This is a genomic window from Actinomycetota bacterium (assembly GCA_035765775.1).
In the GTDB taxonomy this organism is placed as follows: Bacteria; Actinomycetota; CADDZG01; order JAHWKV01; family JAOPZY01; genus DASTWV01.
This window is the reverse complement of sequence record DASTWV010000017.1, coordinates 25,260-51,790: the sequence shown is the minus strand read 5'-3', so window position 1 is coordinate 51,790 and position 26,531 is coordinate 25,260. Positions and strand designations below refer to the sequence as shown.

The following is a 26,531-nucleotide window of genomic DNA, read 5'->3' as shown; positions in this document are numbered from 1 at the left end:
GTGCTCACCCTCCGGCAGCACATCGTCAGCCTGATCGCGGTTTTCCTGGCCCTCGGCCTCGGGGTCCTGGCGGGCACGACCTTCATCTCGCCCGCCACCATCAAGGCGCTGCACACGTCGCTCGACGAGCTCAACAAGCAAGAGACCAGCCTCGAGACCCAGATCAACGGGCTCACCCAGCAGGTCGGCTCCTTCAGCGCCTTCGCCGGGGCGGCGCGGGACCGGTTGGTGGCCGGAGCGCTCGCCGGCCGGCCCACCGTGCTGGTGTCCTTCGACACCACGCCCTCCACCGACGTCTCGGGGGTGGCCACCACGCTGCTCCAGGCGGGAGCCCGCCTGGAGGGTTCGTTCGTCCTGCTGTCCTCCAAGATGGCGCTGCCGGACGACGGCACCCGGGCGCAGGTGGCCGCGGCTCTCGGGGTGACCTCGACCGGCGCCGAGGCGGTGGCCGCGGCGCTCGTCCAGCACCTGGCCGACGCCCTGGACGGCAAGTCGCCCGGGGCCTTCCAACGCCTGCTGGACGCCGGCCTCGCCCACGCCAACACGGTGCCGTCGCCCGCGGCGCCGGCGTCGGTGAGCACTCCCGGGGCGGCCGTGGTCCTCCTGGCCCCGGTCGAGCCCACGTCCGGGTCGAAGCCCAGCCCCGACCTGGGGCGGACCCTGATCCTCCCCCTCGCCCGGGACCTGTCGGTAGGCAGCACCCTGCTGGCCATCGGTGAGGACGGGACCAGCCCGCTGCCGGTGCTGTCCGAGGTCCGGGGCGACGACACCCTGCGGGTGGTGACGGTGGACGGGGTGGACGGCCCCATCGGCCAGACCGACGTCGTGCTCGGCCTCCAGGCCGCGGCGGGCGGGGTCTGGGGCGACTACGGGTCCGGGCCCGGCGCCTCAGCCGTGCTGCCGAGCCCGGCGCCCTCGCCCGGGACGGCCTCGTCGGCCGGCGGCGGGACGGGGCACTAGCAGTAACGAGCGACGCAGCCCGGCCGGCGATTCCGGCCTCGCCCTGCCGTTTGGGGCGAACCGGGGGACATTTGTCCCAGATGGCGGGACAAATGTCCCTGACTTACTCGGGGGCCGGCTCCACCCGTACCAGCAGGGCCACCAGCAGCGGGATGCCGACCGCCAAGCCCATCGCCGGTATGGCCACGCCGGAGTCGTTCACCGCCAGCCCCAGCACGTTGGCTGCCGCGGCGGCCAGCAGCCCCGCCCGCAGCCCGGGGATCGCCTCCAGGCGGGCGGCCAGCCAGGCCGGGGGCTGCAGGAGGGCGACACCCACCAGCGCCAGGGCGGCGGGGATCACCAGCGCCACCGGCACGTGCACGTAGACGCCCAGGTTGGCATCCGCCTTGCGCAGGATCACGTCCTTCACCCCGCCCGGCCCGCCGCCGAACAGCGCCCTTACGAACCTGCCGATGTGGGTCTGCGACTGCGCCGGGCGCAGGGAGTCCAGGATGCCGATCCCGAGGGCCACCACCCCGGCCGCCAGCACCGCCGCCGCGCCCAGGACCGCTGACCGGCCTGCCGGCAGGCGTCGGCGGGTGACCAGCAGTGCCAGCAACCCGAAGGCCGGGACCAGGGACAGGATGGCGCCGAACTTGGCTCCCAGCATGGGCGCGCCCGCGAGGCCGACGACCACCGCCCCGATCAGCAGGGCGATCACCGCCGGGCGGGAACGGGCCGCGGCTGCCACGCCGGCCACCACCAGCACCTCGCTGGCCAGGATGGCGAAGGACAGCGGGGACAGCCCGTAGAACCGGCCCGCCTCGATCGGCGAGTACCCCATGAGGCTGACCAGCTGGCCGTGGGAGCCGGTCAGCAGGTCGCCGGCGATCACGGCCAGCGTCAGGATGGCCACAAAGGCGGCGGGGCCGGCGCGGCGCGAGCGCCAGGGCCCGGCGAGGGCCACGGCGACCACCACGAGGTCAGCGGCGACGAGCACCAAGGCGGCCCCGGGTCCCCCCCACCGCTCGGCCCCCAGCGCCGCCTGCACCAGCGCCCCCACCGGGGCGGCGCCCACCGCCAGCCCCCCGAGCACGACGGCCATGCGCAGCGCCGGCGGGAACGGCCGCCCCCGGCCCCGCCCTCGCCCCATTGCCACCACCCCGGCTGCGAACACGGCCACGCCCAGGAGGGAAAGCACGACGATGAAGGGGGCGATCCGGTTGCGGTAGGCGGTCGAGGACTCCTGCAGCCCGACCAGAACTGCCATGCGGTCCACCCCGCCTGCCGCCACGCTGTGCAGCACCGAGCCGGTCATCGAGGTGGGCACCGCCAGGTGGAGCTGGGAGAGGATCCCGGGGGCAACATCGGGCAGCGTGACCAGCCCGTCGCGGTGGGTGGTCGCCGAGGTGAGCCACCCACCGGGGGTGACCCCCACCCCGGCCTCCGCCGCCACCGTCAGGGTGTCGGGCCAGCCCGCCCCCATGCCGGCGGGCGCCAGGACCACCACGGTGTCGGTGTGCAGGTCGACCCGGGCGAGGACGGCGGCCAGGGCTTGGTCGTCGCGCTCGAGGGCGGCGGTGCGGGCCGGGTAGGACACATTCCCGCCCGGCGGCGCCGTCTTGGCCAGGGCGTCACCCACCCGGCGGGTCTCGGCGAGGTCCACCAGGACGACCTGGGCCGAGCCGAGCGCGGTCACGGTCGCCGTGGCGATGGCTGCCGGGTCCTCCTGGCCGGCGAGTGCGGTACCCGGCGACATGTCCTCGCCGACGTCGCCGATGTCCACCCTCCCGGATGCATCGGCCAGCGCCAGGGCGGCGGAGCGCTCCGGGGTGCGCACACCGGCGATCACCTCGTCCTCGTTGCCCACCACGGCCGTCTTCAGGCCGGCCCGGTGCAGGGCCGAGCCCAGCGCCCCGGGCACCGCCCCGAAGTGCAGTCTGGCGTTGTCGGCGACAACCGCCCCCCACTGGGACACCAGCAGCCCGCCCCCGGGGAGCGGTCCGGCGTTGGGTTGGATGCGACCCGTTGCCGGCCCGCCACCCCGGGCCCGGTTGCCGGCGCCGATGGTGGCGAAGGCCGAGGCGAGGTCGGTCGGGGTGTCGACCACCCGCACCGACAGCGCGCCCACGGCCCCGCCCTGGGCAAGCCGCCGCAGCGTGGGCGCCGAGCCCGCCATGACGTCGCGCCAGGTGACCCCGGGCATGCTGACGATCACCACGTGGGCGGGCACCGGCGCACGGGCGCCCGCCGCGGGGGCACGTGCCGCACGGGCAGGCGCGGCCGATGCCGGGACAGTGACCAGTGCCAGCGGGGAGAGGACCACCAAGGCCACCCCGGCGGCCGCGACAAAGCGCCGGGCGGTCACCCTCCCAGGCTGGCGCCGAGCGGGCGCCCCAGGAGCTCCTCGTAGACGTCCGCCACCCGGCGGGCGGTGGCGGCGGCATCCGGCCAGGCCGCCCCGGCCCGCACTGCGGCGGTCGAGATCCGGTCGGCGAGAGTGGCGTCCTCCAGGACCCGCCGGAGGGCGGCGGCCAGGGCGCTGGGATCCTCCGGGGGGACCAGCAGCCCGGCCTCGCCGAAGCCCATCAGCTCGGGGATGCCCCCGGTGGCCGCGGCGACGACCGGTCGGCCGGCGGTGAGGGCCTCGTGCAGGGCCAGCGGGCTGCCCTCCCAGCGCGACGGCATGCAGAAGATATCGGCGGCTGCGGTCAGGGCCTTGGCGTCCCGCCGGTTGCCCAGAAGGCGGACCGCCGCGGGATTGGGCAGGCCCCGGATGCGGTTCTCCAGGTCGGGCCGCTCCGGCCCCTCGCCGCAGATGACGATCTGGGCGGGCGGGTTGCCGTCCAGCCGGGCGGCGGCCTCGATCAGGATGTCGAAGCCCTTCTGCTGGTCCAGGCGCCCGACGCCCACGATCAGGCGCTGGCCCTTAGCCAACCCCAGCGCCGAACGGGCGGCGGCGACCTCCTCGGGAGGCGGCATGGCCGGGTCGGAACCCGCCGGGATGACCAGCACCGAGCCCGCCTTCGCCGGGGCCGCCGCCCGGGCGGCGCGGGCGAGGTCCTCGGAGACGCAGATGCGGCACTCGGCGAGCAGCGCCAGCATCCGGTGGGCCACGGTCTCCGCCCCCTTGCGGGTGGGGCCGGACTCGAAGACCGCGTTGTGGATGGTGACCACCAGGTGCGGGACGGCGTCCGAGCGGGCGGCGGCCCCGGCAGCCAGGCCGGCCCGGATCCCGTGGGCGTGCACCAGGTCGGCTTTGCCCAGCGCCCGGCGCAGCTCCCAGAGCGCCGACACCGCCGGGACCGGGGAGGGCAGCCGGGGGATCTCGACCGGCCAGAACGGCGTGCCCATGGCCTCGGCGCCCAGGCCCCCGGTGGACCGGGGGGCGGCGACTTCGACCCGGGCGCCCCGGGAGAGGAGCTCGGGCAGCAGCGACGACACGTGCCGCCCGATGCCGCCGGTGGTCTGCGCGGTGACCTGCACGATGCGGGCGGGGGGGATCTCCGGCTTCACGGCGCCTGCCCCGCGCCCGGCACCAGCTTCCCGCGGGCCGCCGCCACCGCACGGGGGAGCTGGCGGTCGCCCAGCCCGTGCAGCACCCCCAGGTAGGCGGCGATGGCCACCGCAGCGACCACCGCGGCGGAGCCGGCGTTGTGCGCCGTGCCCCCGGAGCCGATCAGGTGGGCCGCGCCGATGCCCAGGCCGGCCGCCAGCACGGCGGCGGCCAACCCGCGGGCCAGAGTGGCGCCCGTGCCGGCGAACGCGGCGCGCCCGGCCGCCCGGGCCAGCCGCCCGGCCATGAGCACCGCCCCGGCCGTGATGCCGATCGAAAACGCTGCCGCCATGCCGGCGATCAGCACCCGGCCGGAGAAGAGCAGGAAGGCCACCGCGGTGAGCGCTGCGGCGCCGCCGAAGCCGGCCGCCGCGCCCAGGGTGGGCGAGCGCCCGTCGCCCACCGCGTACGCCACCCGGGTGAGCAGGGCGTAGGCCCCGTAGCCGGTGAGCCCGGGGGCGAACGCGGCCACCGCCGGGGCGAGCAGCCCGGCCGCGCGCGCCCCGCCCCCGATGCCGAGGTCGAGGAGCAGGTGGGTGCCCGGGCCGGCGAGCGCCAGCATCGCGGCGCTGCCCCCGAGCGCCAGGACGACGACGTTGCGGGTGGCGGCGGCACACCGCTCGGCGAAGGCGCCGGTGTCGGCCCGGGCGGCAGCGCCCGAGAGGCCCGGGAAGGCGGCGACGGCGATCGGCACGGCGAGGATCGCCCAGGGCAGCTCCAGCAGGGTGAAGCCGAGGTAGTAGGCCACGACCCCACCGTCCACCCCGTTGCCCAGCACCAGGACGAGGCCGAGCAGGAGCTGCTCCATGGCCACCGCCGCCAGTGCGGATCCGAGAAGGCGGCGGGTCAGGCGCCGGGCCTCGGGCGGGATGCGCAGCGTGGGGCGCCAGCGCATTCCCAGCCGGGCGGCGGGCACCAGCACCGCCAGGGTGAGCGCCAGCACCCCGGCGGTGGTGCCGAGCCCGAGCAGCAGCTTGCCCGGGCCCGAGATCCGCCCGAGCTGGGAGGCGTGACCCCGCTCCACGGCGGCATAGAGAAGGTACGACCCGGTGACCACGACGCTGGACACCAGCGGCGCCAGGGCCGGGCCGGCGAAACGGTGGCGGGCGTGGAGGGCGCCGGTGGTGACCGCCCCGATGGCGTAGAGCCAGATCTGGGGCAGGAACGCCAGCAGGAGGAAGGCCCCGAGCGCCTGCTCCCGGTGACGGACCGCCGGGTTGTGCACGCTGGCGGTGAGCAGGTCCATCACCGGCCCCCGGGCCAGCACGCCGGCGAGGACCACCGGGGTCAGGCAGAGCAGGGCGACGTTCAGCAGGGCGCTCGCCGTCGAGTCCGCGTCCTCCCCAGCGCTGCTGGGGTCGCCACCCGACAGCGCGGCGCTGAGGCAGGGCACCACCACCGCCGAGAGCGCCCCGCCGGCGAAGAGGTCGAACAGCAGGTTGGAGGTGGAGTTGGTGCTGGCGTAGGTGTTCCCCAGGAACGTGAGGCCGAGGACGGCGGTGGCGACCACCGTGCGGATCAGGCCCATGCCCCGGCTGGCAGCGGTCAGGGCGGCCACCACGGCAGCGCCCCGCTCGGCCGCCGGAGGGCTCGTGCCGGCCGGGGGACCCTGCTCCGGCCCGGCCTCCGCCGCCGGGTCGGGCGCGCCCCGGGACGCCATTCGGGGTTTCACGGCCCAAGCCTACCGGCCTGCCCCGCAGATCCCGGGAACTGGGCAGGTCCCCCGGTATCGTGGGCTTCCATGGTGGCGTTGGCGGTCGCGCTCGTGGTGCTCGCAGTGGGAGCCGCCGCCCCGGTCACCTCCGCCCTGCTTGCCTCACCCCCGGCCGGGCTGCTGCGGGCCAACTTCCGCGGCACCCAGCTGCCGATGGTGGGTGGGGTGGTCCTGCTCGCCGCGCTGCTGGCCGGGGAGGCCGCCCTCAGCATCAGCACCCTGCTCCACCTGCGCGGGCCGGCGGGGGCCACGCTGCACTCGGGCGACCACGCCGGGATGGTCGTCGCCGCCCTCGGGTTCTTCGCTCTCGGCCTCCTGGACGACCGGGCCGACGCCGGCCACGCCCGCGGGTTCAAGGGCCACCTGCGCGCCCTCGGCGAGGGGCAGCTCACCGGGGGCGCGGTCAAGGCGGCGGGCGGGGCGGCGGTCGCCCTGGTGGCGGCGGCGCTCTGGGAGCACGACCTCGGCCCGGCACTCCTGGATGCGGCGATCGTGGCGCTGGCTGCCAACGTCGTCAACCTCCTCGACCTGCGCCCGGGCCGGGCCACCAAGAGTTTCCTGCCGTTCTGGGTGCTCCTCGCCGCCACCTCCTGGGGAAGCGCCTACGTCGTGCTGTCCCTGCCGGTGGCGGGGGCGGCGGCGGTGTGGCTGGCCCCCGACCTGCGGGAGCGGGGCATGCTGGGGGACGCCGGGGCCAACCTGCTCGGAGCGGTGCTGGGCGCCGGGGCGGCGCTCACCCTCGGCATCCCGGGGCGCCTGGTGGTGCTGGCCGTGCTGGCCGTGCTGACCCTCGCCTCGGAACGCTGGTCGTTCTCCTCCGCGATCGAGGGGGTCGGGCTGCTGCGCTGGGTCGACCGGCTGGGCACGGTACGCTGACCACCATGGAGCACCCAACCGACCCGCCGATCGCGCTGGTGGAGTTCCCGGCCGACGACCCTGCCCGTGCCCGAGCCTTCTGGGCCGGGCTCCTCGAGGTCGCCCTCGGCGACCGCCGCCCGGGCGAGGGTGAGGGCTGGCAGACCCACGTCGGGGGCACCGAGCTGGGCCTGCACGCCCGGGGCACCGGGCCGGGCGACCGGGTGTCGCTGCCCTACTTCGCGGTGGCGGACCTCGCCGGTGCGCTGGCCCGGGTGCCGGGTCTGGGCGGCTCGGTCATCCATCCCGGGGAACGCTGGGCCGTGTGCCGCGACTCCGAGGGGAGCCCGTTCGGCTTGGTCCAGGCCCCCGTCGCCCGCTGACGTCGCCGGCTGACGCCGCCCGCTGCCGGGCCCCGGATACCGGGCACAGGTCCCCGGATGAACGGATGATGAACTTCGCTGCAAAGCCCGGGACCGCCTGAGCGGGCGTGCTAGTCTGGCCCCCGGTGGCCAAGCACATCTTCGTGACCGGTGGGGTCGTCTCCAGTTTGGGGAAGGGCCTCACCGCCGCCTCTCTCGGCCGCCTCCTCAAAGCCCGGGGCCTCTCGGTGGTCCTCCAGAAGCTGGACCCGTACATCAACGTCGACCCGGGCACCATGAGCCCGTTCCAGCACGGCGAGGTCTTCGTGACCGACGACGGCGGGGAGACCGACCTGGACCTGGGCCACTACGAGCGCTTCATCGACGAGAACCTGCACCGGGACTCCAACGTCACCACCGGGGCGATTTACCAGACGGTGATCGCCAAGGAGCGCCGGGGCGACTACCTGGGCCAGACCGTGCAGGTCATCCCGCACATCACCGAGGAGATCAAGAACCGCATCCTGCGGGTGGGCCAGGACTCCCCGACCCCGGCCGACGTGGTGATCACCGAGGTGGGCGGCACCGTGGGCGACATCGAGAGCCTGCCGTACCTGGAGGCCATCCGCCAGCTGCGCATCAGCGTGGGCCGGGACAGCATCTGCTATGTGCACGTGACGCTCGCCCCGTACATCGGGCCGGCCGGCGAGCTGAAGACCAAGCCCACCCAGCACTCGGTCCGGGAGCTGCGCAGCATCGGGATCCAGCCCGATGCCATCGTCCTGCGCTCCGATCGCCACATCTCGAGCACGATGAAGAGCAAGATCGCCCTGCTGTGCGATGTCGAGGAGCGGGCCATCGCCTCGGCGGCCGACACCTCCAACATCTACGAGATCCCCCTGGTCCTCCACGAGGAGGGCCTGGACACCTTCATCCTGGACCACCTGCGCATCGATGCCCCACCCCCCGACCTCACCGAGTGGCGGGAGCTCGTGGAGCGCATCGAGCAGCCGAAGCCGGCGGTGCGCATCGGCCTGGTGGGCAAGTACGTCGACCTACCGGACGCCTACCTGTCGGTGATCGAGGCCCTCAAGGCGGGCGGGTACGCCGCCGACGCCGAGGTGGAGGTCGTCTGGGTGGCCTCTGACGAGAACGGGTTCGGGGCCAACGGGGCCAACGGGGCCAACGCACCAGCAGGGGCCAGCGGGCCCACCAGCGCTCTCGAGCGCTCCCGCAGCGGCATCACGCCCAGCCACCTGTCGCCCGGGGGCTACGACCTGGTGGCGTCGCTCGATGGCATCTGCGTGCCCGGTGGGTTCGGCATCCGGGGCATCGAAGGCAAGATCGACGCCATCCGCATCGCCCGGGAGCAGGGCATCCCCTTCCTGGGACTGTGCCTGGGCCTGCAGTGCGCGGTGATCGAGTACGCCCGCAACGTCGCCGGCCTCGCCGGGGCCAACTCCTCGGAGTTCGACGCCGCCACCCCCCACCCGGTGATCGACCTGCTCCCCGGGCAGGAGCGTGTCGACGACAAGGGCGGGACCATGCGCCTCGGCCTGTGGCCGGCGAAGCTGACCGGGGAGCGCGCGCTGGGACTCTATGGCGACGAGGTCATCTGGGAGCGCCACCGGCACCGCTACGAGGTGAACCCGGCCTACCACAAGGCGCTCGAGGAGGCGGGCCTGGTCTTCTCGGGACTGTCGCCCGACGGCCGCCTCGCCGAGGTGATCGAGTTGCCCGACCACCCCTTCTTCATGGGGAGCCAGTTCCATCCCGAGTTCCGCTCCCGGCCCAACCGCCCGCACCCGCTCTTCCGGGGATTCATTGCCGCGGCGGCCGCCCGGGCGCGGTCCCGGGCCGGTGCCGTCCGCACCGACCGGGAGCCAGTGGGAAGCCCGGTGGTCCTGCCCGAGCCGGACGCTGCCCGGTCCTGATCCGGGGCCACCTCCGGCCGTGGACGCCCTCCGTTCTGTTGTCGGATCGGTGAACCACGAGGTCGTCGAGTCGGCCACGCCGTTCACCGGCGGCTTCTTCAGCGTCGTCGTCGACCGGATCCGCCTGCCGGACGGCCACATCACGAACCGGGACTACGTACGCCACCCGGGAGCAGCCGCGGTCGTGCCGGTGCTGGGCGACGAGGTCCTCCTGGTGCGCCAGAACCGCCATGCTGTGGGCAGGGACCTCCTGGAGATCCCGGCGGGGAAGCTCGACGTGGACGGTGAGCCGCCCGAGCTGTGCGCCCGGCGGGAGCTGGAGGAGGAGACCGGCTACCAGGCCGACGAGTGGGCCCCCCTGGGGGCCTTCTACAGCTCGCCCGGCTTTACCGACGAACGCTTCCACCTCTACGTCGCCCGCACGCTCCGGAGGGTCGCCCCACCGCCGGAGACCGACCACGGCGAGCCGATCGCCATCGAGTGGGTGGCCATGGCAGAGGCCCTGGCGGCGCTGCGGGACGGCTCGATCGTCGATTCCAAGACCGTGATCGGGCTCCTGCTGGTGGCACAGGGCGCCGGCCAGTGATCGTCGGCGTCCCGTCCGAGGTCAAGGACCACGAGTACCGGGTCGCCCTCACCCCGGCCGGTGCCCGGGAGCTGACCCACAGTGGCCACCGGGTGCTCATCGAGGGCGGCGCCGGCACCGGGTCGGCCATCCCGGACGACGCCTACCGGGCGGCCGGGGCCGAGATCGTCACGGTGGACGACGTCTGGCAGGGCGCCGAGCTCATCCTCAAGGTGAAGGAGCCCATCCCGGCTGAGTTCGGGCGCCTCTCCGGGGGGCCGCTGCCCGGCGGCGCCCGCCGGATGCTGTTCACCTACCTGCACCTGGCGGCCAGCCTGGACGTGACCCGGGCGCTCCTCGACTCGGGCATGTCGGCGATCGCCTACGAGACCGTGCAGGCCCCGGACGGCCGGCTGCCCCTGCTGGCCCCGATGAGCGAGGTGGCCGGCCGGATGGCGCCCCACGTGGGGGCCACCCTGCTGGAGCGGGCGCATGGGGGCCGCGGGGTCCTCCTCGGAGGCGTGTCCGGGGTACAGCCCGCCCGCGTCGTGGTCCTGGGCGGCGGCATCTCCGGGGCCAATGCGGCATGGATCGCCCAGGGCATGGAGGCCGAGGTCATCATCCTGGACCGCTCGATCGACCGGCTGCGCTACGTCGACTCGATCCACAAGGGGCGCATCCTGACCCTGATGTCCAACCGGACGACCATCGAGGAGTCCATCCTGGCGGCCGACCTGGTCATCGGTGCCGTGCTGGTCCCCGGCGCCCTTGCCCCGCATCTGGTGTCCAAGGAGCTGGTGGCGGCGATGAAGCCCGGCTCGGTGGTGGTTGACATCGCCATTGACCAGGGCGGCTGCTTCGAGACCTCCCGCATGACCACCCACTCGCACCCGACCTACGTGGTCGACAGGGTGGTGCACTACTGCGTGGGCAACATGCCCGGGGCGGTGCCCTACACCTCCACCTACGCCCTCACCAACTCCACCCTGCCCTACGTCCTCGAACTGGCAGCCCACGGCTTGGCCGGTGCGGTTGCCCGGGAGCCGATGCTCGGCCCGGGCGTCAACGTGCTCGCCGGCACGGTGGTCAGCCGGCCGGTGGCCGAGGCGCACGGGCTGGCCTACCGCCCGCTGGCGCCGATGCTGGAGAGCCTGGACTCGCACTGAGGTCCGCCGCATACTGGGGGGACCCCCCACTGGAGGGGACGCCTCATGGGTGACGGCCGGACACCCGATGCCACTGGGGGACCCCGCCCGGCGCGTAAGGAGGTTTGCCGTGGCCGTGAACGAGGAGGTCCTGGTGGCGGCCCGGGCCCAGCTGCAGGCGGAGCGTGAGACCATCTCGCGAGAGCTGGCCGACCTGGGGGCTGCGCCGGATGGCTCCGTCCAGGTCTCTCTGGATGAGGGGTTCGCTGATGCCGCTCAGGCTACTTCGGAGCGCGCGAAGGTCCTGTCGTTTGTGGAAGGTCTCAGGAAACGCCTGCAGGATGTTCAGGCCGCGCTCGGTCGGTTGGATCGCGGTGCCTACGGCGAGTGCGAGCGGTGTGGGACCCCCATCGGTCCAGAGCGTCTGGAGGCGGTCCCAACCGCTCGGCTCTGCATCCGCTGCGCCCAGCGCCGCTAGTTTCCTTCCCGCTTTCTTCACGTCTTTGCCCGAAGGTCCTTGCCAAGGGGCCTGCGGCCGTTTACGATGGCGCCTCCAAAACCACTTGTAGACAAACAGGCTTGTGGACGAGGGGCACACCTATGAAGTGGGACGACCAGTTCCCAGCATCCGGAGGCGCACCGTTGGAAGACGAGCAGCTCTTCCTGCCCGACGCCTTCCCGGACGTCCCCGCCCCGGCCCCCGCCCGGGCCCCAACCCGGGCGCCTTCCCGGGCCCCGGCCCGGACGCCGGTGCCACCCATCGCCACACCCGTGCCGGGCCCGGCCACGCCACCACCCCCCGGGGCGGAGGTCGACGATGCCGTGCTGGCCGAGATCGAGTGGACCGCCCCGGCGGTCCTGCCCACCGGGCGGATCCTGGCGGTGGTCAACCAGAAGGGCGGGGTGGGCAAGACCACCTCGACTATCAACCTGGGAGCCGCCCTCGCCGAGGAGGGCGCCCGGGTTCTCCTGGTGGACTTCGACCCCCAGGGGGCGCTCTCCGTAGGCCTCGGCTTGAATCCCAATGGCCTGGAAGTGACTGTCTACAACCTTCTGCTGGACGCTACGGTGACCTTTGACGAGGTGGTTGCCCCATCCCGGATCGCCGGGCTGGACATCATCCCGGCCAACATCGACCTGGCGGGCGCCGAGGTGATGCTGGTTTCCGAGGTGGCCCGGGAGCAGTCGCTGCGCCGGGGCCTGGCCCCGGTGCGGGATCGGTACAACTACATCCTCATCGACTGCCCCCCGTCACTGGGGCTCCTCACGGTCAATGCCCTGACGGCGGCGGACGCGGTGCTGATCCCGCTCGAGTGCGAGTACTTCGCCCTGCGCGGGATGGCCCTGCTCATGGACACCATCAGGAAAATTCAGGAAAGAATCAACCCTCAACTCCAGATTGAGGGCATACTCGCAACCATGCTGGATGGTCGAACGTTGCACGGCCGTGAGGTCCTCAGCAGGGTCACTGATGCTTTTGGCGACAAGCTGTTCAAGACGATCATTCATAAGACCATCAAGTTCGCCGAGGCGCCGGTGGTGGGGGAGCCGATCGTTCGGTACGCCCCGAAGTCCGGCGGCGCCAAGGAATACCGAGACCTGGCACGGGAGGTGATGTCGAAGTGACGCGTCGGGCAAGCCTCCCTGGCGTGGACGAGCTCTTCCGCAGTTCGAAGCCCGCAGAAGCCGACGTAGCCGAGGAGACAAAAATACAAGTGGCTAAGGCTCCGGACGTAGTTCCGCTTGCGGCACCGGCCCCTGCACCCCCTGCCGCCCCGGCACCCGCCCCCACACCAGCGGCCGCGACGCCTGCCCCGGAGCCGGTGGTGGCAGCCCCGCCCCCTCCACCCGTTCCGGCTCCCAGCCCCGTCTCAGAGCCGGCCGCTGCGGCCGAGAGGGGACGCCGCCCACGCCCGGAGCGACCCCGGCACGAGGAGAAAGTCACCTTCTACTGCACCGCTTCGGAGCTGACGCGGATCGAGCGGGCGCGGCTGGCCCTTCGGGCGGATCACCGCCTGGGGACCGACCGAGGCAGGATCGTGCGGGCGGCGCTCACCGAGATCCTGGACGATTTCGAGGCCCGGGGCAGCGACTCCCTACTTGTGGCCCGCCTGCGGGAACTTAACTCCGAGTAGACAAGTCGGCTCAGCGCCATGCCGCTAAAGGTATGTGCCGCCCTGGACCCCTGAGGTCTTGGAGACGTGCTGCCGGATCACCTGACGAACTCAGCGACATGGAGGTGAAGTCGGGAGCCGCCAGTCAAGTAGCTATATCGCCTTGTGGCTGTATTGCCACAGAGCCGTCGGCCCCGGGCAATCCCCTGGCTCGATCTGGGAGCCACACCTAAACTAACGGTCAGCTAGAGAGTTAGGCAGGGGAATGAACCTTCAGTTGACCCTGAGGTCGGCCCCGTATCCCAGAATATGGGTGGGTCGCCGGGAGGAATGCCTTGCTGCTCGTGCGACCCTACACGACCCGGGGACTAGTGCGCAAGCCCATCAGTAGATTCGTTGTCTTGGCGGTACGTTGCCATGGGGAGTCGGTGATGATGACCTATGGCGACTCTGGCCTAAGGGGGCGAAGCCACGAATCGCTCTGTCGACAATCGCTGTGGACCCATCGCCGGGCTCAGGCCTCGTGGAAGCCGATGAGATTAAGCAGCCAGCGCTCGCCGCTGTTGGCGACGGGGGGGAGAAGGTGGGGCAGGACCAACAGCGCGGCGATCAGCAGGATGAGGAAGCCCCACTGATCCATGAAGTAGATGAAGCGTTGCTTGTCGGGCGGGAGGAGCGACCCTAGAACCCGAGACCCGTCGAGTGGGGGAATCGGGATGAGATTCAAGATGACGAGTAGCACGTTGATATAGAGGAACGCCGAGGCGAACTGGGATGCGAGGCTGAAGCCGGGCATTGCCCCAAACCCGATGACCAGGGGGATCCTGAGCACGCGAGCGAGGAGTGCGGTCGCCACCGCCAGAATGATGTTGACGAGCGGCCCGGCGATCCCCACGAAGGCCGCCCCATAGCGCCGGCTCCGCATGCTGTTCGGCGACATGGGGACCGGCTTTCCCCAGCCGAAGCCGACGAGGACGATCATCAGAGCACCGAAGGGATCGAGGTGAGCCCGGGGGTCGATGGTCAGGCGGCCGGCCAGACGGGCCGTCGGATCCCCCTGGAGGTCGTCGGCGACGGCGTGCCCGAACTCGTGGAGGCAGATGGCCACAACCAGGACGACGCCGATGATGATGAAGCCGGTGTAGTCGCGGCCGATGAGGAACGGGAGCACGGCCGGAAGCATATGCGGCACCCGGCGGGACGCCCTGGGCGACAGCCGGGTGCCGGCCGAACCCATCGGAGTTTGGTAGGCGTGTCAACCGGAGTGTGGGCGGCAAGCCTTTACTGAGCGATGTCACCGATTTCGCAGGATGACGAGTATGACGCCTGGTTCCGGGCCTGCTTTCCTCGGGCGGTGGCGGTAGCCCGGCGGGTTGCCGGTTCCGGTGGGGCCGAGGACGCCGCTTTGGAGGCGTTCGCGGCAGCGTATGCCCGGTGGGGCAGGGTCTCGAAGCTGCACTGGCGGGACGGGTGGGTGCTGCGGACTACCTTCCGGCAGGCGCTCGCCCAGGCCCGGCGGCTCCATGAACTCCCGAATGTGCGCCCCGGGGAGCAGATCGCGCGATCCATGGAAGACGAGATCCTTGTGCGCCGCTTGATGGTGGAGGCCCTTCGCCGGCTCCCACGCCGCCAGCGTGAAGCGGTGGCGTTGCGCTACCTGGTCGATATGCCGGAGCGGGAGGTGGCTGATGCCCTAGGTGTCTCACCGGGTGCAGTGAAGGTGCACATCCACCGGGGGATCGCTGCCCTGCGCTCCAGCCTCGGCCCTGACTACCTGAAGGAGGAGCCTGATGCATCGACGCCCTGAAGAGCCGCCCGAGGGCCTGCCCGGAGTCGGCTTGGAGGCGCTTCTGGACGAAGCGAAGCGGCGGGGCCAGAGGCTGCGGAGCCGCCGGCGGCGGGCGGTGGCCGGGGCGGGAGCGATCGCAGTGGTGGCCATCGCCGCCGGCATCTTCTCGATCCTGCCCGGGAACGGGCGAAGGCAGGTCCACGTGGTTGGGCCACCGTCCCAGCCATCGGGGGCCATCAGCAGCCCCGGGGCCCACTCGAATGTTCCTTCGCCGGAAGAACCCGGCCCCAGCCACCCCGGAGCCCTGGCGGTTGCCGAGAATGGCGACCTGGTCGTCGCCGATGCCGCCAAGAACCAGATCCTCCAGCGCGCGCCCGACGGCACGTTCCTCCCGTTGGCCGGGACGGGGAGGCCAGGATTCTCGGGCGACGGAGGTCCCGCCCAGCAGGCCGCCCTGAACGGGCCCGGCGGCATGGCGGTCGGAGCCGACGGCACTCTCTACGTGGCGGACGTCCAGAACAACCGGGTGCGGGCGATCTCCCCGGCCGGCATCATCACCACCGTCGCCGGGGGTGGGGCAGCAGGGAGCTGCCCACTGATCCCCACCGGCACCCGGGCTGTGGGGGCGCCCCTCGGCGGCCCGAGCGATGTCGCGCTCGGTCCGGGTGGGCGCCTGTACATCGCTGCCCCATGCAACAACGAGGTGGTGCGCCTCGAGGCGGACGGCACCCTCACCGACGTGGCGGGCAGGTCGGACAAGGCCGGCGTCGTGGGCCTCGGGGGCCCGGCAGGCCAGGCATCGCCGGATGGCCCGCACGCGCTCGGCTTTGACCGGGCCGGCGACCTCTATGTCTTCGGGTCGAACACCAAGACATTGCTGATGATCACGCCGGCGGGAGTCATGACCGCCCCCATCGGGGCGGAAACGGGCTTCTACCCCAAGGGGAGCGGCGGTTTCGCCCAGCGGCCGGACGGATCCGTGGTCGCGTTCACCCAGCAGAGGCTGGTCACGCTGTCGCCCACCGGGATGCAGACCCTGGTCGACTTCGCTGTGCTCGGCCCGGCGGCGGTGGGCGGTGTGGCCAACTTCCTGCCCGCCGGCCTGGCGGTGGGGCCGGATGGGACGATCTACACCGACACGAATCCCGACTTCGGCTTTGCCCAGCAATCCGCCATCGTCGCTATTGCGCCCGGCGGGCAGCCGAAGGTGCTCGAGCAGGCTGCAGCCGCAGCGGTGCCCTCCCCGGCCAGCTCGCGCACCCCTGCTAGCCTGGTCCTCGGCCCCGACGGGCTGGGACTGGTCGGCGTGAACGAGATCCAGGCGGCGACCGTGAACGCCGTGACCCAGGTCTTCGGTCCGCCCACCGGCACCGAACCGGGGGCCTGCTCGGGGACCACCGAGGTCGAGTGGCATGACCTGTCGGTCGAGTTCCAGGGGGGGACCTTCCACGGGTATCGGTACAACCCCGGAGGCTTTGCCGGCCTCGGGGCTGCAGCGCCCCCCACCGGGACCGCTGTGCCGCGCCTCCAGACCGAAGCCGGCGTCACGCTCGGGATGCAGCTGGGCGAGGCGCAGGCGCTGTACCCGCCCAGCGCCTTCACGATGGCACATGGCGGGACCATCTCGGTGCGCGGCACCTACGGGACGCTCGCGATCGAGTTCGCCAGCAGCGCCCCGACGGCGACCGTGATTGAGATCAAGGGTGGGCAGCCGTGCGGTGACGTTTAGTGGGCTCTTGACGCCGCCATGGGCCACGCACGCCCGGGGGTGGTGGTGGCACCCGCCCAGGTCTCGTGGTGGCTCCCTCCCGCTGCCGCCCGCTACGGGGCACAATCTGGTCGCTGTGCAGACCTGGACCACGCAGTGAAGTCGGTGCTCATGGTCGCCCGGGCCGATCTGGCTGCCCGGGCGCGCTTCTGGGTGTCCCTGGTGGTGGTGATCGCCGTGGCGGGGGGTGCCGTGATCGCCCTGGCCGCCGGCGCCCGGCGCACGGAGACCGCCTACCCCCGCTTCCTCATCGCCCAGCGGGCGGGCGACGCCGGGCTCTACCTGGGCGGCACCACCGTAACCGCGGCCGACGTGGTGGCCCTCCCGGAGGTGACGGACGCCTCCGTCGTGGAGGGAGTTCCGACAGTGGGGCCCGAGTACGCCGCCGCCATCGTCACCGACGGGCGGATGGGCGTCAGCCTCGATCGGTTCAAGTTCCTGGCCGGGCACAACGTGAAAGCCTCGGATCCCCAGGGTGTCGTGGTGCCCTTTGCCCTGGCCGACGCCCACCACCTGTCGGTGGGGAGCCGGTTCGCCATCCCCTTCGACGGCCCGGACGGCGCCCCGCTGCCGGTCACCTTCACGGTGGTGGGCGTCGAGGCATCCCCGGGGGAATTCCCGCCGCTGGCCTCCAGCTCGATCAACGGGGTCTACCTGTCGCCGGGGTTCTTTTCGACCCCCGTGGGCCGGGAGCTTGCCCCGGAGGCCTTCCCCACCCTCACCCTCCGGCTGCGCCGCGGGGCGCGCGACATCAACACCCTGGCCACCCACCTCAACGGGCCCACTCCCGGCGTCCAGAGCCTCTTCGTCCAGAGCTCGGCGGAGTCGGCCATCAACACCGAACGCTCCCTCCGCCTGCAGGCCGACGCCCTGTGGTTGGTAGCCGGCTTCGTGGCCCTGGCCTCCGCCCTGGTGCTGGGCCAGCTCCTGGCGCGGGAGGCAGCCCTGGAAGCCGGCGCCGCCGAGATCCGGAGGGCGCTGGGCATGACCTCGGGGCAGCTGGTGGCCGCCGGGCTGGTCCGTATGGTGCTGGCCGCCGCGGTCGGCGCCGCCGCGGCGGTGATCCTGGCGGCAGCGGCCTCTCCGCTGCTGCCCATCGGCACCGCCCGCATCGCGGAGCCGCACCCGGGCTTCGCGCTCGATGCCGTTGCCTTGGGCCTCGGCGCTCTGGGCGTCCCGGTTGTGGTGCTGGGTCTGGCGGCCTTGACGCTGGCCCTGGGGTTCCGCCGGGCCGCCCGCGGGCGGGGGCAGACCGCCGCCGGCAGCCTCGCCGGCCGGATCCCCTTCGGCGGCTTGCCCCTGGTGGCCGGGACGGGGATCCGGATGGCCCTCACCCCCGGGCGGGGGCCGACCGCGGTGCCGGTGCGGACCACGCTGACCTCGATCGGGATCGCAGTGGGGGCCATCGCCGCCGCCCTCACCTACGGCGGCAGCCTCAACCATCTGCTGGCGAACCCCGCCCTGTACGGCGCCAACTTCGACGCCCACATCATGGCGGTGGCCAACGGCCCCATCAGTGACGCGCGCCCGATCCTGCCTCTCCTCGAGGGGGACCCCGAGATCGCCGCGGTCACCGTGGGAGACACCCAGCTGGCACTCGGGATCGGCGGGCAGACCTTCGGCGGGCAGCGCCAGGAAGCCGTGTCCGGCTCGATCCAGCCGGTCGTGCTGTCCGGGCGCCTGCCCCGGGCGCGGGACGAGGTGGCGATCGGTGCCACCACCCTCCGCCAGGTCCATCTGCAGGTGGGCGACCGGGTCAGCCTCGAGATCGAGAATGCCCCGATCCCTCCGGTGCCGGTGCGCATCGTGGGGGTTGCCATCCTCCCCTCGGTGGGCGACAACGAAGGCCTGGGCAAGGGCGCCGTCCTGGCTCCCGGCTTTGTCGATTACGCCCTCTCGTTCGCCGGGCCCGACTTCGGCCCCGTCCCGCCGCCCTCCGACATCTTCGTGCGCTTCCGCCCCGGGGTGGATGCCGCCCGGAAGCTGGCCACGCTGCAGGACGCGGTGACCACGTCAGCCAACGTCTACCCGGCGGCGCAGCCCGCCGACGTGGCCAACTTCGCCCAGGTCCGTTCGGTGCCCGAGATCCTCGCCGGCCTGCTGGGCCTGATCGCGCTGGCGACGACGCTGCACCTGGTGCTCAGCGCTGTCCGGCGGCGCCGGCGGGAGCTCGCCATGCTGCGCACGCTCGGGATGGTGCCCCGGCAGGTGTCGTGGCTGGTCTCCTGGCAGGCGACGACGACCGCCCTGGTGGCGAGCATCGTGGGGATCCCGCTGGGCGTGGCCCTCGGCCGGTGGGCCTGGTCGGTGGTAGCCGGCGGGCTGGGGGTGGTGGTCCGGCCCTCGGTGCCCCTGGTGCTGGTGGCCGGGCTCCTGCCGGCTGCCGTGGTGGTGGCCAACCTGGTCGCCGTGCCCGCCGCCCTGGCCGCCCGCCGGATCCGGCCCGGGGCCGCCCTGCAGGCCGAATAGCGGCTCCTCCCTGCGGCACGCCCGGGCTGCAGCCCGCGCGGGCCACGGGGCGCGGATCCTCCGCCCGGCTCCCGGAGGGCCCCCGTAGTATGCGGGCATGGCCCGCGTCTTCTCCGGGGTCCAGCCCACCGGCGAAGGCCCCCATATCGGCAACTACCTCGGCGCGTTCCGGCGCTGGGTGGATCTGCAGGACGACCTGCACGCCTCCGGCGGTGAGTTGGGCTCTGGCGCCCCGCCCATGCTCTTCTATTGCGTCGTCGACCTCCATGCCCTGACCCTGCCCTGGGACCCGGCCGCACTCAGGGAGGGAGTCCGGCGGACGGCCGCCACGCTGCTGGCCACCGGCATCGACCCCGCCAAGTCCGTGCTGTTCGTGCAGTCGGACGTGGCGGAGCACGCGGAGCTCATGTGGATCCTCACCTGCCTCGCCAAGATGGGCGAGCTGGGGCGCATGACCCAGTACAAGGAGAAGGGGCGGGGGGACGACCAGGCCGGCACGGGGGCGGGCATCTTCCTGTATCCCGTGCTCATGGCAGCCGATGTCCTGACCTACCGGGCACACCAGGTGCCGGTCGGGGAGGACCAGCGCCAGCACCTCGAGCTGATGCGGGACCTTGCCGAGCGCTTCAACAACCGTTTTGGCGAGACCTTCCCCGTTCCTGAGCCCGTCATCGGCCGCCAGGGCGCCCGCATCATGGCGCTCGACGACCCCACCCAGAAGATGAGCAAGAGCAGCGAGCGGCCGGGCAGCGCCATCGGCATGCTCGATCCGCCCGAGACGGTGAAGGCGAAGCTCGCCCGGGCGGTGACCGACTCCGGCCGGGAGATCCGCCACAGCCCCGACAAGCCGGCGGTGTCCAACCTGCTGGAGATCCTCTCCGGCTTCTCGGGCACGGCGATCCCCGAGCTGGAGGCCAGCTTCGACGGCCAGGGCTACGCCGCGCTCAAGACCCGCACCACCGAGGCGATCGTGGCGGTCCTGACGCCGTTCCAGCAGCGGTACGGCGAGTTGATGGCCGACCCGGGCGAGCTCGACCGGCTGCTGGACGGCGGTGCCCACCGGGCCCGGGCCGTGGCCGCCGAGACCCTCCAGGTGGTGCGCGCCAAGGTCGGCCTGCGGCCGGGGGCGCTCAGCCGGCGATGAGCTTTCCGGTCCACCTGGACGTGTTCGAGGGCCCCCTCGACCTGCTGCTGCAGCTGGTCTCCCGGGACCGCGTCGACGTGGGCAAGGTGTCGATCGGCACCATCACGGACGATTACCTGCGGGCGGTGACCGGCCTGGGAACCTTGGACCTGGAGGCCGCCACCAGCTTCCTCGTGCTGGCCGCCACCCTCCTGGAGCTGAAGTCCGCCAAGCTGCTGCCCCGGGACGAGGCTGACCCGGAGATGGCCGCCCTGCTGGAGGAGCGGGACCGCCTCCTGCAGCGACTGGTGGAGTACGCCACCTTCAAGGCCGCCGCCGAGGCCCTCGCCCGGGTGGGCGACGCCAACGCCGGCTACCTGTCCCGGGCGGGGGGCATCCCCGAGGAGGTCCAGCGGGTGGAGCCGGATCCCCTGGCGGGCGTCACCTTCGAGGACTTCCTGCGGGCGGCATCGGCGGCGTTCACCCCCCGGCCGGCGTCCACGGCAGGCGGCGTGCCGGTGGACGTCTCCTACATCGCCCCGATCCGGGTCAGCCTGGCCGAGATGATCGAGCTGCTGGCCGACGAGCTCCAGCGCCGGCATGCGGCCTCCTTCCGCGAGCTGTGCGGATCCGGGGCCACCCGCATCGACGTGGTGGTGCGGTTCCTGGCCCTCCTGGAGCTGGCCCGGCAGAGCTTCGTCGAGGTGGAGCAGACCGCGCCCTTCGAGGGCATCACCGTGCGCTGGCGCCAGCCCCGCACCGGCCCCGAGCCGCGCGCCGCAGGGCTGGGCGAGTGAGCGGCGCCGACCTCGAGGTCGTCCGGGCCATCGAGGCGATCCTGTTCGTCGCCGAGGAGCCCATCCCCGCCGCCGAGCTCGCCCTCGTGCTGGAGCTGCCCACGGAGCGGGTCGAGACCCTGTTGGCCAGCATCGGCGAGCAGCTGGAGTCCGAGGGGCGCGGGTTCATCCTGCGCCGGGTGGGCGGGGGGTACCGGCTGGCCACCCACCCGGCGGCGCACCCCTTCCTGGAACGCTTCGTCACCGAGAGCCAGGCACCCCGGCTGACCCAGGCGGCGCTGGAGACCCTGGCGGTGATCGCCTACCGCCAGCCCGCCTCCCGGGCGCAGATCGCCGAGATCCGGGGGGTGTCGTCCGACTCGGCGCTGCGCACGCTCGTCACCCGGGGCCTCGTGGCGGAGGTGGGGCGGGACCCGGGCCCGGGCAGCGCCATCCTGTATGGCACCACCCCCGCCTTCCTGGAGCGCTTCGGCCTGATGGCACTTTCCGACCTCCCGCCGCTCACCGGGTTCCTGCCGACGATGGACGACGTCGAGCGCATGGAGGCCGGCCTGGGGCCGGGCGTCTGATGGTGCACCCTGCCCGCAAGGACCCCCCGGCGGCGCCCACCGGGATCCGGCTCCAGAAGCTGCTGGCCGAGGCGGGGGTCGCCTCCCGGCGGAGGTCGGAGGAGCTGATCCGGCGCGGGCTGGTCGCCGTCGATGGCCGGGTGGCGGTGCTGGGGCAACGGGTGGACCCGTCGGCCGCGGTGATCGAGGTGGAGGGCAGGCGGGTGGCCGTCGATCCCGGGCGGCACTACTTCCTCATCAACAAGCCCGCCGGGGTGGTCACCACCGCCCGTGACCCGGAGGGGCGCACGACGGTCCTCGACCTGCTGGGGGAGGCCGAGCGGGTGGTGCCGGTGGGGCGCCTCGACGCGGCCACCGAGGGGCTCCTGATCCTGACCAACGACGGCCAGCTGGCGCACCGCCTCACGCATCCCAGCTTCGAGGTGCCCCGCACCTACCTGGCGGAGGTCACCGGGCAGCCCGGGCGGGCGGTCATCCGGCGGCTGACCGAGGAGGGGGTCGACATCGGGCAGGGGCGCACGGCCCGGGCCGACGCCGCCCGGGTGGTCGATGCCCTCCTGCGCCGGGAGAGCGGGCCACCCCGCAGCCTGATGGAGATCCAGGTCCACGAGGGCCGCAAGCACGTGGTGCGCCTGATGCTGGCCGCCGTCGGCTGCCCGGCGGTGCGGCTGGTGCGCACCGGGTTTGGCCCCCTGCGCCTGGAGCGCCTGGCGCCGGGGTCCTACCGGCGCCTCACCCGGGCCGAGGTCGAGGCCCTCTATCGTGCGGTGGACCTATGAGCCGGGCTGGGGATCTGGAGGGCGCCGATGGGTGAGGAGCGGGGGATGCGCCTGCGGGGATTCCGCGGCGCCACCACGGTGCCTTCGGACACCAAGGAGGAGGTGGTGGCGGCCACCCGGACACTGCTGGAGGAAATGTTGCGGCGCAACGACCTCCCCCGGGAGGACCTGGTCAGCATCATCTTCACCGCCACCCCGGACCTGCGCTCCGAGTTCCCGGCGGTCGCCGCCCGCTCGATGGGGGTCTCGGACGTGCCGCTGCTCTGCGCCCGGGAGCTGGACATCGAGGGCGCCATGCCCCGGTGCATCCGCGTGCTGCTGCACGCCTACAGCGCCCGGCCGGCGGGGGAGATCCGCCACGTCTACCTGGGCGAGGCCCGGGCGCTGCGCGACGACCTCCCCGAATGAACCCCGGAGACAGCGGAGCCCCAGGCGGAGCGCCAGCAGAAACCGGAGCCCCAGGCGGAGCGCCAGCAGAAACCGGAGCCCCAGGCGGAGCGCCGGAAGACAGCGGAGCCCCAGGCGGAGCGCCAGCAGAAACCGGAGCCCCAGGCGGAGCGCCGGAAATAAGACCCACCAGGGAGACGCTGGCTATCGTCGGGCTGGGGTTGATGGGCGGGTCGCTGGGCCTCGCCGCCCGGGCAGCCGGTCACGTGCGCTCGGTGGTCGGCTACGACCCGGACGCCGGCGTCAGGCGGCGGGCGCTGGAGCGGGGAGCGGTGAGCGAGGTGGCGGCCACGCCGGGCGCGGCCGTCGAGCAGGCGAGCGTCGTGGTGATCGCCGCCCCGGTGAGCGCCATCCCCGGGGCCTACGCCGCCCTGGCGGGGCACCTGGCTCCGGGCACGATCGTGACCGACCTGGGCAGCGCCAAGGCGCAGATCGTCGCGTCGGTCGGCCCCTGTGTGCCCTCGGGGACGGCGTTCATCGGCGGCCATCCGTTGGCCGGGTCCGAGAAGGAGGGTATCGACAGCGCCGATGCGGACCTCTACCGGGGCGCCTACTGGTTCCTGACCCCGACGCCCGACACCGATCCGGTGGCCTACGGGCGCCTGATCCGGTTCCTGGGCGGCCTGGGTGTGCATGTCCTGTCGATGGATCCCGGACGCCACGACGACCTGGTGGCCCTCACCAGCCACCTGCCGCAACTCCTCTCCAGCACCTTGATGGGCTTCGCCGCCGACATCTCGGCGTCCGAAGGGGGTCTCCCGCTCATCACGGCAGGCGGATTCCGGGACATGACCCGGGTGGCCGCCAGCTCGCCCGAGCTGTGGCTGGACATCATCCGGGGCAACCGGGAGGCGGTGCTCGGTGTACTGGGGCGCTTCCGGGCGGCCCTGGAGACCACTGCGGGCCTCATCGCCGCCGAGGACTGGCCCGGGCTGCGGGAGACGCTCGCCGGTGCGCGGGAGGGCCGGGCGAGCATGCCCGAGAAGCCCGGGGTGACGACCCGGGCCCTCATGGCCGTGCTGGTCGCGGTGCCCGACCGCCCGGGCGCCATCGCCCAGGTCGCCACCACGGTGGGGGAAGCCGGGGTCAACATCGAAGACCTGACCATCGTGCATTCACCGAGCGGCGGGCGGGGGACGATCCACCTCGCCGTCAACGGCGAGGCCGCCGCCCGGGCAGCCCAGACCGCCCTGGGGAAACGGGGGTTTGACGCCTCCGTGGTGCCGGGCACGGTGTGGGGGGGATAGACCGTCCGATGGCTGCGCTGCCGCCCACCGAGGAGACGATCGAGGGACCGTTCTACCGCCCGGACGCCCCGATGCTCGAGGCGCCCTACAGCCTGGTGCGCCGGCCGGGCGAGCGGGGGGCGGTGCTGGTCTTCTCCGGGTCGGTGTCGTCCACGGCCGGGGCGCCGCTGCCCGGGGCCCTGGTCGATATCTGGCACGCCAGCGCGGCCGGCCGTTACGCGCCCGGGGCGCAGACCGGCGGCGAGTTTTCCTCCCTGTTCGACGCCCGCCAGCCGGCGTACAACCTGCGCGGCCGGCTGCGGGCGGGGGAGGGGGGAGCGTTCGAGTTCTCGAGTGTGGTCCCGGGTGCCTACGAGGAGCCACCGGGCTCCTTCGCCCTCCGCCCCGCCCACCTGCACTTCCGCATCTCGCACGACGGTTTCCGCCGGCTGACCACGCAGATCTTCTTCGCCGAGGACCCGCACCTGGCCTCGGATCCGGTCCATGTGGTGCGCCCGGGGCTGATCGCCCGCCTGGAGCGCCGGGCGGACCCGATCGACCTGACCGCCCGGGGGCTCCTGCGGCCCTACTTCGCCTGCCGCTTTGCCTTCGTGCTGCAGCCGGGGGACGCCGGGCTCGGCTGACTCGTCGGCCCGGCCCGGGCACACCGGTGCGCCCGGAGAGCGCTCCCGTGGTCCTGGCCTGCGGCTGCGGCCATACGCCCACGTGCCACCCGGGCGGGCGGCACGTGCCTTCAGGCGGAGCGGAGCTGGTCGGGCCGCCCCCGCAAGCGGGGAGCCGTGGCGGGCGAGTGGAGATAGCACATCGTGCCCGCGTTGTACGCCGACAGCTGGGTGCTGCAGCCGGAGACTGCGCAGGTGCGTCCCACCGGGTAGCGCCGGGACCGGCGTGGGAGGCGGGTGACCATCGTCGCCCCGAGGGGCTCGAAGGCACTCACCGCATTCCCCGGCGGGACGGGCCCGCGGGCCCGCCGGTCGACCGGCGGGCCCGGAGCTCGGGATGCATCAGTGGTCGCCCGACGCCGAGCCGGCACGGACCTGGCCGGCGCTGGGGTGGTGACGGATGGCTCCGGCGGGCACCGAGAGCGGGATGGTGCCCACGGCCCCCAGGTAGGGCAGCGGGGGCTGGGTCGAGTTGGCTCGGCCGGAACTGGACACGGTGCGGATGCGGCTGGGCAACTGCAACTGGCCACCTTGGATCATGGACATGGCGATGCCTCCTACGTGCTGAGCTTGCGTTTGCCCGCAGTCCGGACCTGCGGTACCGCTCGACGCCAGGCGCTTCTAAATCCAGTATAGCCTGTTTTTAGAAACTCGGCATCACCTATTTTCGGGAGCGCACCTCGATCTGGCCCTCCCGCACCCGGGTGTCGTAGGCGGGCTGGGGCGCCGTGGCCGGGCCCCGGGCGACACTCCCGTCCTGCACGTGGAAGGCACTGGCGTGCCAGGGGCAGATGATCCGGTCGCCATCGAGGGAGCCCTCGTGCAGCGGGCCTCCGGCATGCGTGCAGCGGTCGGAGAGGGCGCAGATGCCGTCCACCCGGCGGAGGAGCATGACATCGGTACCCCCGGCGTTCACCAGCGTGGGCGAGGCGAGCGGGAGGTCGGCGTCCGCCAGGACGGGGGTCCAGTCGTCCACGCCCCACTCGTACGCGGTGTGGTTGACGCCGATGCCCCGCCGGAACGACAGGTGCCCACCCAGGAACCCGGCCCCGGTCATCAGCCCGGTGGCGGCGAGCGAGAGCATGAAGCCGAGGCTGCGGCTGCCTGCCTTCCGGGCCAGCCAGGAGGTACTGAACAGGCCGAGGGCGGCCATGTTGGCCAGGGCGTGGGCGGCACCGACGGCGAAGTCGGGGTCGGTCCCGAAGTCGGCGAGCTCGGAGAGCCCGGTGACCGCCGTGGGGAGGGCGGCGAGGATGCCGAGCCCGATGAGGGTGTCGGCTCCGTCCTTGCCCATGAAATCGAGGAACAGGGCGCTGGTCCATGCCCCGATCGGGATGTCGGTCAGCATCGGGTGGGCGGGGTGGCCCATCCAGGTGCCGCTCACCAGGTCCTTCATGCTGCCCGGGGGCAGGAACTTGCCCACGATGCCGGCCACCTGCTGGCCCAGTTTGGCGAACTCCGGTGAGGCCTCGAGGGTGCGGATGATGCCCTCGGCCGCCGCCGCCAGCCCGGCGCCCAGCGCCCCCGGGGTCTCGTGGGTGATCTGGTGGCTGTCGGCGCTGGCGCCGCTCTCGTTCTCCGTGACGCCCATGCCCGCGGCCTCCTTCATGTCGGTGATGACCAGCAGGGATCTGCTAATCTCTACTAATAGTAGAAGGGTTCTGGTCCGTCTCGCAAGCACAACAATTCCCTTCGGA

At 72.9% G+C, this 26,531-nt stretch carries 25 protein-coding genes; 18 read left to right on the top strand and 7 right to left on the bottom strand.

Annotated elements, in window-relative coordinates:
- Entirely contained in the window at nucleotides 1-960 is a 960-nt protein-coding gene (locus tag VFW71_03025) for a copper transporter (protein ID HEU5001738.1), read from the top strand.
- 103 nt (nucleotides 961-1,063) lie between these two features.
- Here VFW71_03025 and VFW71_03020 read toward each other — a convergent pair whose 3' ends face one another.
- From VFW71_03020 to VFW71_03010, 3 genes are read right to left on the bottom strand one after another with little or no spacing between them, the layout of a single operon-like run.
- A complete protein-coding gene (locus tag VFW71_03020; protein ID HEU5001737.1) occupies nucleotides 1,064-3,307 on the bottom strand; it encodes a hypothetical protein in 2,244 nt (747 codons plus the stop codon).
- Complete coding sequence (locus VFW71_03015; protein ID HEU5001736.1) at nucleotides 3,304-4,455, bottom strand: glycosyltransferase family 4 protein; 1,152 nt, start codon at nucleotides 4,453-4,455, stop codon at nucleotides 3,304-3,306. Before VFW71_03015 ends, VFW71_03020 begins: the two co-directional genes overlap by 4 nt.
- Complete coding sequence (locus VFW71_03010; protein HEU5001735.1) at nucleotides 4,452-6,167, bottom strand: lipid II flippase MurJ; 1,716 nt, start codon at nucleotides 6,165-6,167, stop codon at nucleotides 4,452-4,454. The genes VFW71_03015 and VFW71_03010 overlap by 4 nt, the downstream gene beginning before the upstream one ends.
- Nucleotides 6,168-6,236: 69 nt before the next feature.
- Between VFW71_03010 and VFW71_03005 the strand changes: the two genes are divergently transcribed.
- The 7 genes from VFW71_03005 to VFW71_02975 all read left to right on the top strand — a co-directional run bounded on the left by VFW71_03005 (nucleotide 6,237) and on the right by VFW71_02975 (nucleotide 12,696).
- Nucleotides 6,237-7,085, top strand: a complete 849-nt coding sequence (locus tag VFW71_03005; protein ID HEU5001734.1) for a hypothetical protein — start codon at nucleotides 6,237-6,239, stop codon at nucleotides 7,083-7,085.
- Between the two features lie 5 nt (nucleotides 7,086-7,090).
- Nucleotides 7,091-7,447, top strand: coding sequence for a VOC family protein (locus tag VFW71_03000; protein HEU5001733.1), 357 nt, complete (start codon nucleotides 7,091-7,093; stop codon nucleotides 7,445-7,447).
- Nucleotides 7,448-7,572: 125 nt separating this feature from the next.
- Complete coding sequence (locus VFW71_02995) at nucleotides 7,573-9,360, top strand: CTP synthase (GenBank protein HEU5001732.1); 1,788 nt, start codon at nucleotides 7,573-7,575, stop codon at nucleotides 9,358-9,360.
- Between the two features lie 49 nt (nucleotides 9,361-9,409).
- Complete coding sequence (locus VFW71_02990; protein HEU5001731.1) at nucleotides 9,410-9,946, top strand: NUDIX hydrolase; 537 nt, start codon at nucleotides 9,410-9,412, stop codon at nucleotides 9,944-9,946.
- Nucleotides 9,943-11,091: an alanine dehydrogenase gene (gene ald, locus VFW71_02985; GenBank protein ID HEU5001730.1), complete on the top strand. Its 1,149-nt coding sequence runs from the start codon at nucleotides 9,943-9,945 to the stop codon at nucleotides 11,089-11,091. The genes VFW71_02990 and ald overlap by 4 nt, the downstream gene beginning before the upstream one ends.
- A 109-nt stretch (nucleotides 11,092-11,200) precedes the next feature.
- Nucleotides 11,201-11,548, top strand: coding sequence for a TraR/DksA C4-type zinc finger protein (locus tag VFW71_02980; GenBank protein ID HEU5001729.1), 348 nt, complete (start codon nucleotides 11,201-11,203; stop codon nucleotides 11,546-11,548).
- A 122-nt stretch (nucleotides 11,549-11,670) separates the two neighbouring features.
- Nucleotides 11,671-12,696, top strand: coding sequence for a ParA family protein (locus VFW71_02975; protein HEU5001728.1), 1,026 nt, complete (start codon nucleotides 11,671-11,673; stop codon nucleotides 12,694-12,696).
- Nucleotides 12,697-13,698: 1,002 nt separating this feature from the next.
- Here VFW71_02975 and VFW71_02970 read toward each other — a convergent pair.
- Nucleotides 13,699-14,355, bottom strand: a complete 657-nt coding sequence (locus tag VFW71_02970) for a site-2 protease family protein (protein HEU5001727.1) — start codon at nucleotides 14,353-14,355, stop codon at nucleotides 13,699-13,701.
- 120 nt (nucleotides 14,356-14,475) lie between these two features.
- Here VFW71_02970 and VFW71_02965 point away from each other — a divergent pair, with 120 nt between their 5' ends.
- The 10 genes from VFW71_02965 (at nucleotide 14,476) to VFW71_02920 (ending at nucleotide 24,795) form a co-directional block, all read left to right on the top strand.
- Nucleotides 14,476-14,991 (top strand): sigma-70 family RNA polymerase sigma factor, encoded by a 516-nt coding sequence (locus tag VFW71_02965; GenBank protein HEU5001726.1) that lies wholly within the window; start codon nucleotides 14,476-14,478, stop codon nucleotides 14,989-14,991.
- Nucleotides 14,975-16,702, top strand: coding sequence for a hypothetical protein (locus VFW71_02960; GenBank protein HEU5001725.1), 1,728 nt, complete (start codon nucleotides 14,975-14,977; stop codon nucleotides 16,700-16,702). Before VFW71_02965 ends, VFW71_02960 begins: the two co-directional genes overlap by 17 nt.
- Before the next feature lie 18 nt (nucleotides 16,703-16,720).
- The gene (locus VFW71_02955) at nucleotides 16,721-19,210 is read left to right on the top strand and encodes an FtsX-like permease family protein (GenBank protein ID HEU5001724.1); all 2,490 of its coding nucleotides are present in this window, start codon (nucleotides 16,721-16,723) and stop codon (nucleotides 19,208-19,210) included.
- Between the two features lie 97 nt (nucleotides 19,211-19,307).
- Entirely contained in the window at nucleotides 19,308-20,354 is a 1,047-nt protein-coding gene (gene trpS, locus VFW71_02950) for a tryptophan--tRNA ligase (GenBank protein HEU5001723.1), read from the top strand.
- Nucleotides 20,351-21,130: a segregation/condensation protein A gene (locus VFW71_02945; protein ID HEU5001722.1), complete on the top strand. Its 780-nt coding sequence runs from the start codon at nucleotides 20,351-20,353 to the stop codon at nucleotides 21,128-21,130. The genes trpS and VFW71_02945 overlap by 4 nt, the downstream gene beginning before the upstream one ends.
- The gene (gene scpB, locus VFW71_02940) at nucleotides 21,127-21,699 is read left to right on the top strand and encodes an SMC-Scp complex subunit ScpB (protein HEU5001721.1); all 573 of its coding nucleotides are present in this window, start codon (nucleotides 21,127-21,129) and stop codon (nucleotides 21,697-21,699) included. The genes VFW71_02945 and scpB overlap by 4 nt, the downstream gene beginning before the upstream one ends.
- Nucleotides 21,699-22,478: a pseudouridine synthase gene (locus VFW71_02935; protein HEU5001720.1), complete on the top strand. Its 780-nt coding sequence runs from the start codon at nucleotides 21,699-21,701 to the stop codon at nucleotides 22,476-22,478. Before scpB ends, VFW71_02935 begins: the two co-directional genes overlap by 1 nt.
- Before the next feature lie 45 nt (nucleotides 22,479-22,523).
- The gene (gene aroH, locus VFW71_02930; protein HEU5001719.1) at nucleotides 22,524-22,886 is read left to right on the top strand and encodes a chorismate mutase; all 363 of its coding nucleotides are present in this window, start codon (nucleotides 22,524-22,526) and stop codon (nucleotides 22,884-22,886) included.
- On the top strand, nucleotides 22,883-24,172 hold the full coding sequence (locus tag VFW71_02925; protein HEU5001718.1) for a prephenate dehydrogenase/arogenate dehydrogenase family protein: 1,290 nt from the start codon (nucleotides 22,883-22,885) through the stop codon (nucleotides 24,170-24,172). The genes aroH and VFW71_02925 overlap by 4 nt, the downstream gene beginning before the upstream one ends.
- Before the next feature lie 8 nt (nucleotides 24,173-24,180).
- Nucleotides 24,181-24,795, top strand: coding sequence for a hypothetical protein (locus VFW71_02920; GenBank protein HEU5001717.1), 615 nt, complete (start codon nucleotides 24,181-24,183; stop codon nucleotides 24,793-24,795).
- Nucleotides 24,796-24,905: 110 nt separating this feature from the next.
- On the opposite strand, the gene VFW71_02915 is transcribed toward VFW71_02920, so the two are convergent.
- The 3 genes from VFW71_02915 to VFW71_02905 all read right to left on the bottom strand — a co-directional run bounded on the left by VFW71_02915 (nucleotide 24,906) and on the right by VFW71_02905 (nucleotide 26,425).
- Nucleotides 24,906-25,109, bottom strand: coding sequence for a hypothetical protein (locus VFW71_02915; protein ID HEU5001716.1), 204 nt, complete (start codon nucleotides 25,107-25,109; stop codon nucleotides 24,906-24,908).
- 67 nt (nucleotides 25,110-25,176) lie between these two features.
- Complete coding sequence (locus VFW71_02910; protein ID HEU5001715.1) at nucleotides 25,177-25,380, bottom strand: hypothetical protein; 204 nt, start codon at nucleotides 25,378-25,380, stop codon at nucleotides 25,177-25,179.
- 115 nt (nucleotides 25,381-25,495) lie between these two features.
- Nucleotides 25,496-26,425: a Rieske 2Fe-2S domain-containing protein gene (locus VFW71_02905; GenBank protein HEU5001714.1), complete on the bottom strand. Its 930-nt coding sequence runs from the start codon at nucleotides 26,423-26,425 to the stop codon at nucleotides 25,496-25,498.
- Nucleotides 26,426-26,531 lie beyond the last annotated feature (106 nt).

What these genes read in the sequence shown, in the direction of transcription:
- VFW71_03005 (HEU5001734.1), top strand. Translation starts at nt 6,237, where the DNA reads ATGGTGGCGTTGGCGGTCGCGCTCGTGGTGCTCGCAGTGGGAGCCGCC.
- VFW71_03000 (HEU5001733.1), top strand. Translation starts at nt 7,091, where the DNA reads ATGGAGCACCCAACCGACCCGCCGATCGCGCTGGTGGAGTTCCCGGCC.
- VFW71_02975 (HEU5001728.1), top strand. Translation starts at nt 11,671, where the DNA reads ATGAAGTGGGACGACCAGTTCCCAGCATCCGGAGGCGCACCGTTGGAA.
- VFW71_02965 (HEU5001726.1), top strand. Translation starts at nt 14,476, where the DNA reads ATGTCACCGATTTCGCAGGATGACGAGTATGACGCCTGGTTCCGGGCC.
- VFW71_02960 (HEU5001725.1), top strand. Translation starts at nt 14,975, where the DNA reads ATGCATCGACGCCCTGAAGAGCCGCCCGAGGGCCTGCCCGGAGTCGGC.
- VFW71_02955 (HEU5001724.1), top strand. Translation starts at nt 16,721, where the DNA reads ATGGGCCACGCACGCCCGGGGGTGGTGGTGGCACCCGCCCAGGTCTCG.
- trpS (HEU5001723.1), top strand. Translation starts at nt 19,308, where the DNA reads ATGGCCCGCGTCTTCTCCGGGGTCCAGCCCACCGGCGAAGGCCCCCAT.
- VFW71_02945 (HEU5001722.1), top strand. Translation starts at nt 20,351, where the DNA reads ATGAGCTTTCCGGTCCACCTGGACGTGTTCGAGGGCCCCCTCGACCTG.
- VFW71_02935 (HEU5001720.1), top strand. Translation starts at nt 21,699, where the DNA reads ATGGTGCACCCTGCCCGCAAGGACCCCCCGGCGGCGCCCACCGGGATC.
- aroH (HEU5001719.1), top strand. Translation starts at nt 22,524, where the DNA reads ATGCGCCTGCGGGGATTCCGCGGCGCCACCACGGTGCCTTCGGACACC.
- VFW71_02925 (HEU5001718.1), top strand. Translation starts at nt 22,883, where the DNA reads ATGAACCCCGGAGACAGCGGAGCCCCAGGCGGAGCGCCAGCAGAAACC.
- VFW71_02920 (HEU5001717.1), top strand. Translation starts at nt 24,181, where the DNA reads ATGGCTGCGCTGCCGCCCACCGAGGAGACGATCGAGGGACCGTTCTAC.
- VFW71_02910 (HEU5001715.1), bottom strand. Translation starts at nt 25,380, where the DNA reads ATGTCCATGATCCAAGGTGGCCAGTTGCAGTTGCCCAGCCGCATCCGC.
- VFW71_02905 (HEU5001714.1), bottom strand. Translation starts at nt 26,425, where the DNA reads ATGGGCGTCACGGAGAACGAGAGCGGCGCCAGCGCCGACAGCCACCAG.